Genomic DNA, 11,617 nt, shown 5'->3' on the forward strand with positions numbered 1-11,617 from the left:
CAAAATTGGCGAGACCTGACATGAATACTGTTTCGAAGCCGATCATCCCCTCACCAGCTCCGCGCAGTTCCCGGCCAGAAATCCTCGCTGAGGAAATCATCGAGCGTCTGACCTACCGCATTGGCAAGGATGCCAAGGTCGCCAAGCCGCATGACTGGCTGACGGCAACCATTCTCGTGGTGCGTGACCGCATCATCGACAAGTGGATGGAGTCCACCCGCAAGGTCTATGAAACAGGCGCTAAGCGCGTCTACTACATGTCTCTCGAATTCCTGATCGGCCGCCTGATGCGCGATGCCGTGTCCAATCTCAACCTGATGGAAGAGGTTCGGGATGCGCTCGCTTCGCTCGGCGTCGATATCAACGTCATTGCCGGCCTCGAACCGGATGCCGCGCTCGGCAACGGCGGTCTCGGCCGTCTTGCCGCCTGTTTTATGGAGTCGATGGCAACTGTCGATGTTCCGGCTTATGGCTACGGCATCCGCTACGTCCACGGCCTTTTCCGTCAGCAGATGGCGGATGGCTGGCAGGTCGAGCTGCCAGAAAACTGGCTTGCGCACGGCAATCCCTGGGAATTCGAGCGCCGCGAAAGCGCCTATGAAATCGGCTTCGGCGGCTCGATCGAGGTCATCAACAGCCATGACGAGCAGCCACGATACGTCTGGAAGCCGGCCGAGCGCGTCATTGCCGCCGCTTTCGATACGCCTGTCGTTGGCTGGCGCGGCAAGCGCGTCAACACGCTTCGCCTCTGGTCGGCACAGCCGATCGACCCGATCCTGCTCGACGCCTTCAACGCCGGCGACCATATCGGCGCGCTGCGTGAGAGTAACAGAGCTGAAAGCCTGACCCGCGTTCTCTATCCGGCCGACGCAACGCCTGCCGGCCAGGAACTGCGCCTGCGCCAGGAATATTTCTTCTCCTCTGCCTCGCTGCAGGACATCCTGCGCCGTCACCTGCAGCAGTATGACGACTTCACCTCGTTGCCGGACAAGGTGGCGATCCAGCTCAACGATACCCACCCGGCAGTTTCCGTCGCCGAATTGACGCGTCTTCTCTGCGACGTACACGGCCTGGATTTCGATACGGCCTGGGATATCACCCGCCGCACCTTCTCCTACACCAACCACACGCTCCTTCCCGAAGCGCTGGAAAGCTGGCCGGTTCCGCTCTTCGAGCGTCTGCTGCCGCGCCATATGCAGATCATCTACGCGATCAACGCCAAGATCCTGATCGAAGCGCGCAAGACGCGGAATTTCTCCGACACCGAAATCCGTTCGATCTCGCTGATCGATGAAAGCGGTGACCGCCGCGTGCGTATGGGCAACCTCGCCTTCGTCGGCTCGCATTCGATCAACGGCGTCTCCGCGCTGCACACCGACCTCATGAAGGTTACGGTCTTTGCGGACCTGCACAAGCTCTACCCTGATCGCATCAACAACAAGACCAACGGCATCACCCCCCGTCGCTGGCTGCAGCAGTGCAACCCCGGTCTGACCGGCCTGGTGCGCGAAGCGATCGGCGACGAATTCCTCGATGACGCCGAGAAGCTGCGTGCACTCGACAAGTTTGCAACGGACCCGAGTTTCCAGCAGAAGTTCGCGGCCGTGAAGCGCGCCAACAAAGTGGCTCTTTCCAATCTCGTCGCCAGCCGCATGGGCGTGAAGCTCGATCCGTCGGCCATGTTCGACATCCAGATCAAGCGCATCCACGAATACAAGCGCCAGCTCCTCAACATCGTCGAAGCCGTCGCGCTCTACGATCAGATCCGCTCGCATCCGGAGCTGGATTGGGTGCCGCGCGTAAAACTCTTCGCCGGCAAAGCGGCGCCGAGCTATTATAACGCCAAGCTCATCATCAAGCTCATCAATGATGTCGCCCGCACCATCAACAATGACCCGTCGGTCCGCGGCCTGCTGAAGGTCGTCTTCGTGCCGAACTATAATGTCACGCTCGCGGAAGTCATGGTACCGGCGGCAGACCTCTCCGAGCAGATTTCCACGGCCGGCATGGAAGCATCAGGCACCGGCAACATGAAATTCGGCCTGAACGGCGCCCTCACGATCGGCACGCTCGACGGCGCCAATGTCGAAATGCGCGACAATGTCGGCGAAGACAACATCGTCATCTTCGGCTTGCAGGCAGACGAAGTCGCCAAGATCCGTAGCGAGGGCCATAATCCTCGTGCGATCATCGAAGGTTCGCGTGAGCTGGCACAGGCGCTTGCCGCCATCAGCTCGGGCGTCTTCTCTCCTGACGACCGCAACCGCTACACCGGCCTCATCGACGGCATATATTCCCATGACTGGTTCATGGTCGCTGGCGATTTCGATGCCTATGCCGCCGCCCAGCGCGAGGTCGACCAGATCTGGACCAACCAGTCCTCCTGGTATGAGAAGACAATCAACAACACGGCGCGGATGGGCTGGTTCTCTTCCGACCGCACAATCCGGCAATATGCAGACGAGATCTGGAGAGCTTGATGAAGCCGCCGAAAGCCGCCCCTGAAGTGAAGCTTCCCTGGGAAATTTCGGCTGACGAAATAGCGGCAATCCTCAGTGGCTCGCATGACAATCCCTTTGCCGTCCTGGGCGTGCATCAGGCCGGCGAGGCCTTCATCACCAGGTGTTTCCTTCCGGGCGCCGAAGCTGTCACGGCAATGGCGCTGGATGGAACGCCGATCGGCGATCTCCACCAACTCCATCCTGACGGTATTTTCGGCGGCCAGGTCTCCATCACAAAATTCCAGCCGGTGCGCTATCGCGCCCGGCGCGCCGACGCCGAATGGGCAGTAACGGATCCATACAGCTTCGGCCCCGTACTCGGCCCGATGGACGATTATTACGCCCGGCAGGGTTCGCATCTGCGGCTCTTCGACAAGATGGGCGCCCACCGCATCAAGCATGAAGGCGCGACCGGCATCCATTTTGCCGTCTGGGCGCCGAATGCCCAGCGCGTTTCCGTTGTCGGCGATTTCAATAACTGGGACGGACGGCGTCATGTGATGCGCTTCCGTTCCGACAGCGGGATCTGGGAGATCTTCGCTCCCGACGTGCCGCTCGGCGTTCCCTATAAATTCGAAATACGCGGTCATGACGGCGTTCTGCTGCCGTTGAAGGCTGATCCCTTTGCCCGCCGCAGCGAACTGCGCCCAAAGACGGCCTCCGTGACCGCAGCCGAGCTTATACAGGACTGGCAGGACGAGCCGCATCTGAAGCACTGGCGCGAGACTGACAAACGCCGTCAGCCGATCAGCATTTACGAAGTTCATGCCGGCTCCTGGCAGCGCCGCCAGGACGGCTCCATGCTGTCATGGGATGAGCTTGCTTCGAGCCTCATCCCCTATTGCGTCGACATGGGTTTCACCCATATCGAATTCCTGCCGATTACCGAACACCCTTACGACCCCTCCTGGGGCTATCAGACGACCGGTCTTTATGCCCCGACCGCCCGTTTCGGTGAGCCGGAGGGGTTCGCCCGCTTCGTCAACGGCTGTCACAAGGTCGGCATCGGTGTCATTCTCGACTGGGTACCGGCACATTTCCCAACCGACGAACATGGTCTCGGCTGGTTCGACGGTACCGCGCTTTACGAGCACGAAGACCCGCGCAAGGGTTTCCACCCGGACTGGAATACGGCGATCTACAATTTTGGCCGCACCGAAGTCGTATCTTACCTCGTCAACAACGCGCTCTACTGGGCGGAGAAATTCCATCTCGACGGTCTGCGCGTCGATGCAGTCGCTTCGATGCTCTATCTCGACTATTCGCGCAAGCACGGCGAATGGATCCCGAACGAGTATGGCGGCAATGAAAACCTCGAAGCCGTCCGCTTTCTGCAAAGCCTCAATACCCGCATCTATGGTGAGCATCCCGGCGTCATGACCATCGCCGAGGAATCGACGTCCTGGCCGAAAGTCTCGCAACCAGTTCACGAAGGCGGCCTCGGCTTCGGTTTCAAGTGGAATATGGGCTTCATGCACGACACACTGAGCTACATGAGCCGCGAACCGGTGCACCGCAAGCATCACCACAATGAGTTGACCTTCGGGCTGCTCTACGCCTATTCGGAAAATTTTGTCTTGCCACTGTCCCACGACGAAGTCGTGCACGGCAAGGGCTCGCTGATCGCCAAGATGCCGGGCGACGACTGGCAGAAATTCGCCAATCTGCGCGCCTACTACGCCTTCATGTGGGGTTATCCCGGCAAGAAGCTGCTCTTCATGGGGCAGGAATTTGCCCAATGGGCCGAATGGAGCGAAAACAAGTCGCTCGACTGGAATCTGCTCCAATATCGTATGCACGAAGGCATGCGCCGCCTGGTGCGCGACCTCAATTTCACCTACCGCAGCAAGGCAGCACTCCATGCACGCGACTGCGAAGGCGACGGCTTCGAGTGGCTGATCGCAGATGACTACGAGAACTCGGTCTTCGCCTGGCTGCGCAAGGCGCCCGGCCAGAAGCCGGTTGCCGTCATCACCAACTTCACGCCTGTCTATCGCGAGAACTATTCGATCCGGCTGCCTTCGCCGGGGCGCTGGCGGGAAATCCTCAATACCGATGCCGACATCTATGGCGGCAGCGGAAAAGGCAATGGCGGGCGCGTGCAGGCCGTCGATGCCGGCGGCGAGATAAGCTGCTCGATAACCCTGCCGCCGTTGGCGACGATCATGCTTGAACCTGAGAATTAGTGACTGGTGGGAGGAGAAAATGGTAGAAAAGCGCATTCAGCCACTTGCCCGCGATGCAATGGCCTATGTTCTCGCCGGCGGTAGGGGAAGCCGCCTCAAGGAACTGACCGACCGACGCGCCAAACCAGCCGTCTATTTCGGCGGCAAGGCGCGCATCATCGATTTCGCATTGTCCAATGCCTTGAATTCCGGCATCCGCCGCATCGGCGTCGCCACCCAGTACAAGGCACATTCACTGATCCGCCACATGCAGCGTGGCTGGAACTTCTTCCGGCCGGAGCGCAACGAGAGCTTCGACATCCTGCCTGCCTCCCAGCGCGTTTCCGAAACGCAGTGGTACGAAGGCACCGCCGATGCCGTCTATCAGAATATCGATATCATCGAGGATTACGGCGTCGAGTACATGGTCATCCTGGCTGGCGACCATATCTACAAGATGGACTATGAATACATGCTGCAGCAGCATGTCGATACCGGCGCGGACGTGACCATCGGCTGCCTTGAAGTCCCGCGCATGGATGCGGTCGGTTTCGGCGTCATGCATGTCAACGAGAAGGACGAAATCTTCGCCTTCATCGAAAAGCCGGCCGATCCGCCAGGCATTCCCGACAAGCCGGATTTCGCGCTAGCTTCGATGGGCATCTATGTCTTCCGCACCAAGTTCCTCATCGAGGCATTGCGCCGTGATGCCGCCGATCCGACCTCCAGCCGCGACTTCGGCAAGGATATCATTCCCTACATCGTCGAGCACGGTAAGGCAGTCGCCCACCGCTTCGCCAAGTCCTGCGTGCGCTCTGATTTCGAGCATGAGCCCTATTGGCGCGACGTCGGTACGATCGACGCCTACTGGCAGGCCAATATCGATCTGACAGCGATCGTTCCGGCCCTCGATATCTATGACAAGTCCTGGCCGATCTGGACCTATGCCGAGATCACCCCACCGGCGAAATTCGTCCATGACGACGAAGACCGCCGCGGTTCGGCGACCTCGTCGGTCGTTGCCGGCGACTGCATCATCTCAGGCGCAAGCCTCAACCGGAGCCTTCTCTTCACCGGCGTGCGGGCCAATTCCTTCTCCAAGCTGGATGGAGCGGTCATCCTGCCCAACGTGAAGATCGGCCGGCGCGCGCAGCTCAAAGATGTTGTGATCGACCATGGTGTCGTGATCCCGGAAGGTCTTGTCGTCGGCGAGGATCCGGAGCTCGACGCGCGGCGCTTCAGACGGACCGAAAGCGGCATTTGCCTGATCACGCAACCGATGATCGACAAGCTGGATATCTGACTTATGAAAGTTCTTTCGGTTTCGTCCGAAGTCTTCCCATTGATCAAGACAGGGGGCCTTGCCGACGTGTCAGGCGCCCTGCCAATAGCCCTCAAATCCTTCGGCGTTGAAACCAAGACCCTTATGCCCGGATATCCCAGCGTCATGAGGATGCTGCAGAATCCGGTCGTCCGGCTGGAGTTTCCGGATTTGCTCGGCCAGCCGGCAAGAGTGCTGGAGGTGGAGCATCAGGGTCTCGACATCCTCGTGCTCGACGCTCCAGTCTATTACGACCGCCCGGGTGGTCCCTATCTGGATACGACCGGCAAGGATCATCCGGACAACTGGCGCCGTTTCGCCGCCCTTTCGCTGGCTGGTTCCGAAATCGCGGCAGGCCTGTTGCCTGGCTGGCGGCCGGATCTCGTGCATGCCCATGACTGGCAGGCCGCTATGGTGCCGGTCTATATGCGCTATTATCCGACACCCGAACTGCCGAGCATCCTGACGATCCACAACATCGCCTTCCAGGGCCAGTTCGGCGCCGATATCTTCCCCGGCCTGCGTCTGCCGCCCCATGCCTTTGCCACCGAAAGCATCGAATACTACGGCACCGTTGGCTTCCTGAAGGGCGGCCTGCAGACTGCCTCCGCCATCACCACGGTCAGTCCCTCCTATGCCGACGAGATCCTCACTCCCGAATTCGGCATGGGTCTCGAAGGCGTCATCGCCAGCCGCCGTGACGTGTTGCATGGCATCGTCAATGGCATCGATGCTGACATCTGGAACCCGGCGACTGATCCGGTCGTCCACACGCACTACGGCCCGACGACGCTGAAAAACCGTCTGGAGAACCGCAGGTCGATCGAGGAATTCTTCCATCTCGACCATGACGACGCGCCGATCTTCTGCGTCATCAGCCGGCTGACCTGGCAAAAAGGCATGGATCTTGTCGCAAGCACTGCAGATAAGATCGTCGCACTCGGTGGCAAGCTCGTCGTGCTCGGATCCGGCGAGGCAGCCCTCGAAGGTGCGCTGCTCGCCGCCGCCAACCGCAACCCCGGCCGCATCGGCGTTTCCATCGGTTACAACGAGCCGATGTCCCACCTCATGCAGGCCGGCTGCGACGCAATCATCATCCCGTCACGCTTCGAGCCTTGCGGTCTTACCCAGCTCTATGGTCTGCGTTATGGCTGCGTGCCGATCGTGGCGCGCACCGGCGGTCTCAACGATACCGTGATTGATGCCAATCATGCCGCACTTGCGGCAAAGGTGGCGACAGGCATACAATTCGCACCTGTAAACGAAGAAAGCATGCTACAGGCACTGCGCCGCGCCATGCACCTTTACGCGGATCAAAAAGTCTGGACCCAATTGCAAAAGCAGGGCATGAAGTCGGATGTCTCTTGGGAGAAGAGCGCCGAACGTTATGTTGCCCTGTATTCAAGCCTCGTCTCGAAAGGCATGTGAACTAAAATGATCAAGTCCGTTCCCACCACGCCCTATCAGGACCAGAAACCCGGCACCTCAGGTTTGCGCAAGAAGGTTCCCGTCTTCCAGCAGCCGAACTATGCGGAGAACTTCATCCAGTCGATCTTCGATTCGCTGGAAGGCTATCAGAGCAAGTGCCTGGTCATCGGCGGCGACGGACGCTACTACAACCGCGAAGTCATCCAGAAGGCGATCAAGATGGCCGCTGCCAATGGCTTCGGCAAGGTCATGGTGGGCAAGGGCGGCATTCTTTCGACGCCCGCAGCCTCTCACATCATCCGCAAGTACAAGGCCTTCGGCGGCATCATCCTCTCGGCCAGCCATAACCCCGGCGGCCCGACCGAAGACTTCGGCATCAAGTACAATGTCAACAATGGCGGCCCGGCCCCGGAAAAGATCACCGACGCGATCTTTGCCCGCTCCAAGGCAATCGAGAGCTACAAGATCGCCGACTTCGCCGACGTCAACATCGACCGCATCGGCAAGGAAGAGCTGCCGGGCGGCATGATCCTCTCGGTCATCGACCCGGTCGAGGACTATGCCGCGTTGATGGAAGAACTCTTCGATTTCGGCGCAATCCGCAATCTTATCAGCCTTGGCTTTCGCATCGCCTTCGATGCCATGAGTGCTGTTACCGGCCCCTATGCCAAGGAAATCTTCGAGAACCGTCTCGGCGCGCCCTCCGGCTCCGTTCGCAATTTCATGCCGCTCCCGGATTTCGGCGGCCATCACCCCGACCCGAACCTCGTTCATGCAAAGGAACTCTATGACGAGATGATGGGTGAGGATGCGCCCGATTTCGGCGCTGCGTCCGACGGCGACGGCGACCGCAATCTCATCATCGGCCGCGGCATTTTCGTCACCCCGTCCGACAGTCTTGCAATCCTCGCTGCCAATGCCAACCTGGCGCCCGGCTATTCCGGCGGCCTCGCCGGCATTGCCCGCTCCATGCCGACATCGGGCGCGGCAGACCGTGTGGCGGAAAAGCGCGGCATCGGCATCTACGAGACCCCGACCGGCTGGAAATTCTTCGGCAACTTGCTCGACGCAGGCATGGCGACGATCTGCGGTGAAGAAAGCGCCGGCACCGGATCCAACCATGTCCGCGAAAAGGATGGCCTCTGGGCCGTTCTGCTTTGGCTGAACGTCCTGGCCGTCCGCGGCGAGAGCGTTCAGGAAATCGTCACCCAGCACTGGCAGACTTACGGCCGCAACTACTATTCCCGCCATGACTATGAAGGCGTCGACAGTGATGCTGCAAATGGTCTGGTCGACAATCTGCGCAGCCAGCTTTCCACATTGCCCGGCAAGACCTTCGGCGATCTGACCGTCGAGAAGGCGGATGACTTCGCCTATCACGATCCGGTCGACAAGTCGGTCAGCGAACATCAGGGTATCCGCGTCCTTTTCCAGGGCGGCTCCCGCGTCGTATTCCGCCTTTCCGGCACCGGCACGTCTGGCGCAACCCTGCGCGTCTATATCGAACGCTATGAGCCGGATTCGACTCGCCATAATATCGAAACGCAGGAAGCGCTCGCCGATCTCATCGCGGCCGCCGAAAGCATCGCCAACATTCGTGAGCGCACGGGACGCAACGAGCCGACCGTGATCACCTGATCCCGGGGGGCATATGGGGGGCAACAGTTCCGCACAGGGCGGTGCCATCGTCTTTGAAACAGGCGTGGAGTTTTCTGTCTGGTCGCATCATGCAGCGCAGGTCGATCTCTGCCTCTTCGACGATGACGGCAAGGAATATGCGAGGCTCCCCATGGCCCGCGACAGCGACCACATCTTCCGTCTTTTTGTCGATGGATTGAAGGAAGGCGCGCGCTACGGCTACCGCGCGGACGGCATTTACGCTCCGGATAACGGCCTGTGGTTCGACCCCTCGAAGCTGCTGATCGATCCCTATGCCAAGGCGGTCGATGGGCCTTTCCATTACGACCCGCGGCTCGGCATCTTCGGCGAAGATACGCAGCACCTGATCCCGAAGTCGGTCGTCACCAAAGACGCGCCCCTCAAAAGCCGAAAGCCGCTCTTCAAACCGGGCGGCTTTATTTATGAGGTGGCCGTCAAGCCCTTCACCATCCTGCATCCGGACGTGCCGGAAGCTCAGCGCGGCACCGTCGCCGCTCTGGCTCATCCCTCCGTAATCGCTCACCTGAAGCGCATCGGCGTCGATGCTGTCGAGCTGATGCCGATCACCGCCTGGATCGACGAGCGGCATCTGCCGCCGCTCGGCCTGACGAACGGCTGGGGCTACAATCCCGTTGCCTTCATGGCACTCGATCCGCGTATCGTGCCGGGTGGTATCGTAGAGCTCAGCGAAACAGTGGCGAAGCTGCATGAGGAAGGCATCGCCGTCATCCTCGACCTCGTTTTCAACCATACTGGCGAAAGCGACCGATACGGCACGACGCTGTCGCTGCGCGGTATCGATAATCTCAGCTACTACCGCCACGTAGCGGACCGGCCATCCGTGCTCGTCAACGATACCGGCACCGGCAATACGGTTGCCTGCGACCATCCCTATGTCCAGCGGCTCATCATCGACAGCTTGCGCCATTTCGTCCGCAATGCCGGCATCGACGGCTTCCGTTTCGACCTCGCTCCCGTTCTCGGCCGCACAGCAAACGGCTTCGACCGCAACGGCACTCTGGCCGCGATCCTCGCCGACGACCTGCTCGCCGATCGCATCATGATCGCCGAACCCTGGGATATCGGCCCAAGCGGCTATCAGCTCGGCAATTTCCCGGCACCCTTCCTGGAGTGGAACGACCGTGCCCGCGATGACATCAGGTGCTATTGGCGTGGCGATGGCTGGAAGACGGGTTCGCTCGCGACCGTGCTGGCCGGCTCGTCGAACATTTTCTCAGCCAACGGCGGGACAGAGACCCGAAGCGTCAATTTCCTCGCTGCCCATGACGGTTTCACGCTCCTCGACCTCGTGTCCTATAGCGGCAAGCACAATGAGGCTAACGGCGAGAACAATCGCGACGGCCACAACGAGAACCATTCCTGGAACAACGGCGTCGAAGGTGAAACCGCCTATCCCGTCATCCGGGAACGCCGCAAGGCCGATGTCATAGCGCTCATCTCCACCCTCTTTGCCAGCCGCGGCAGCGTGATGTTGACGGCCGGAGACGAGGGCGGCCGCACGCAGCACGGCAACAACAATGCCTATTGCCAGGACAACGAGATCACCTGGGTCGACTGGAAGCTGCTGGACGAAGACCTGATCGCCCATACCGCCTTCGTCGCCACGCTTCGCCGCCGTTTCTCGGTCTTCTCCGACCTGGCCTTCTTTTCCGGTAACGGCGATGTGGAGTGGATTTCGCTCGCCGGCGAGCCGATGACAACAAGCGAATGGGAAACGCCCTCGCTCTCCACCCTCGGCATAGTGCTTGCAACGCACGATCGTTCCAACCGCAAAGAGACCCGCCTCGCCGTGCTCTTCAACCGCTCCGAACAGCATCAACTCTTCACGCTTCCCTCAGCCGGCGAAGCAAACTGGCGCCAGCTTCTGCCGGATGGCGCACGGAAAGTCGGTGGTCGCGCCACCGTTGAGCCGCGTTCGGTTGCCTATTTCGTGGAAAATTGATCCACGAAACCCGCGAGTACGAATCGTTATCGCAATCGTCACGAATGCGCGATAAGGCTTGCGGCTGCGGCTTTTTACGAGGAATGCATGGTCATGGAAATTTCGCTCTCGGATGTCCGGGGGCTGGTTGGCACGGAAACAGGATTGTCTGACTGGATCCTCGTCGATCAGAAGATGATTGATGCCTTTGCCGAGGCAACCGGCGACCATCAGTTCATTCACGTCGATCCTGTTCGCGCAGCAGCCGAAAGTCCCTTCGGCGGAACCATCGCCCACGGCTTCCTGACACTCTCGCTGCTGTCGACGATGAATTACAATTGCCTGCCCAACGTGCGTGAGCAGACGATGGGCATCAATTACGGCTTCGACAAAGTCCGCTTCATGTCGCCGGTCAAGAGCGGCACCCGCATCCGCGGCCACTTCGTGCTCTCGGACGCCCGCTTCCGCGGCGCCGGCATGCTGATGACGACCTATGATGTCTCGATCGAAATCGAGAACGAAAAGAAGCCGGCGCTCACCACCCGCTGGATCACCATCATCCAGTTCGACCCGAAAGACCGGCCGGAAGACGTTTAAGGAC

Annotated in this window: 7 protein-coding genes; all 7 read left to right on the top strand. The window is 60.1% G+C overall.

Going from position 1 to position 11,617, the window contains the following annotated elements:
• The first annotated feature begins 20 nt into the window (after window positions 1-20).
• The gene (locus AB8B33_RS19465; RefSeq protein WP_439016574.1) at window positions 21-2,480 is read left to right on the top strand and encodes a glycogen/starch/alpha-glucan phosphorylase; all 2,460 of its coding nucleotides are present in this window, start codon (window positions 21-23) and stop codon (window positions 2,478-2,480) included.
• Entirely contained in the window at window positions 2,480-4,687 is a 2,208-nt protein-coding gene (glgB, locus tag AB8B33_RS19470; RefSeq protein WP_439016575.1) for a 1,4-alpha-glucan branching protein GlgB, read from the top strand. The genes AB8B33_RS19465 and glgB overlap by 1 nt, the downstream gene beginning before the upstream one ends.
• A gap of 19 nt (window positions 4,688-4,706) precedes the next feature.
• Window positions 4,707-5,969 (top strand): glucose-1-phosphate adenylyltransferase, encoded by a 1,263-nt coding sequence (gene glgC, locus AB8B33_RS19475; protein ID WP_113320954.1) that lies wholly within the window; start codon window positions 4,707-4,709, stop codon window positions 5,967-5,969.
• Window positions 5,970-5,972: 3 nt separating this feature from the next.
• A complete protein-coding gene (glgA, locus tag AB8B33_RS19480) occupies window positions 5,973-7,415 on the top strand; it encodes a glycogen synthase GlgA (protein ID WP_439016576.1) in 1,443 nt (480 codons plus the stop codon).
• 6 nt (window positions 7,416-7,421) lie between these two features.
• Window positions 7,422-9,053, top strand: coding sequence for an alpha-D-glucose phosphate-specific phosphoglucomutase (locus AB8B33_RS19485; protein ID WP_439016577.1), 1,632 nt, complete (start codon window positions 7,422-7,424; stop codon window positions 9,051-9,053).
• Window positions 9,054-9,066: 13 nt separating this feature from the next.
• The gene (gene glgX, locus AB8B33_RS19490; RefSeq protein WP_439016578.1) at window positions 9,067-11,037 is read left to right on the top strand and encodes a glycogen debranching protein GlgX; all 1,971 of its coding nucleotides are present in this window, start codon (window positions 9,067-9,069) and stop codon (window positions 11,035-11,037) included.
• An 87-nt stretch (window positions 11,038-11,124) separates the two neighbouring features.
• Entirely contained in the window at window positions 11,125-11,613 is a 489-nt protein-coding gene (locus AB8B33_RS19495) for a MaoC family dehydratase (RefSeq protein WP_439016579.1), read from the top strand.
• The last annotated feature ends 4 nt before the right edge of the window (window positions 11,614-11,617 follow it).

The organism is Rhizobium sp. 768_B6_N1_8 (assembly GCF_051811225.1).
Classification (GTDB): Bacteria; Pseudomonadota; Alphaproteobacteria; order Rhizobiales; family Rhizobiaceae; genus Rhizobium.

Bases quoted from the DNA above. Each gene is read 5' to 3' on its own strand.
- AB8B33_RS19465 (WP_439016574.1), top strand. From the start codon at position 21: ATGAATACTGTTTCGAAGCCGATCATCCCCTCACCAGCTCCGCGCAGT.
- glgB (WP_439016575.1), top strand. From the start codon at position 2,480: ATGAAGCCGCCGAAAGCCGCCCCTGAAGTGAAGCTTCCCTGGGAAATT.
- glgC (WP_113320954.1), top strand. From the start codon at position 4,707: ATGGTAGAAAAGCGCATTCAGCCACTTGCCCGCGATGCAATGGCCTAT.
- glgA (WP_439016576.1), top strand. From the start codon at position 5,973: ATGAAAGTTCTTTCGGTTTCGTCCGAAGTCTTCCCATTGATCAAGACA.
- AB8B33_RS19485 (WP_439016577.1), top strand. From the start codon at position 7,422: ATGATCAAGTCCGTTCCCACCACGCCCTATCAGGACCAGAAACCCGGC.
- glgX (WP_439016578.1), top strand. From the start codon at position 9,067: ATGGGGGGCAACAGTTCCGCACAGGGCGGTGCCATCGTCTTTGAAACA.
- AB8B33_RS19495 (WP_439016579.1), top strand. From the start codon at position 11,125: ATGGTCATGGAAATTTCGCTCTCGGATGTCCGGGGGCTGGTTGGCACG.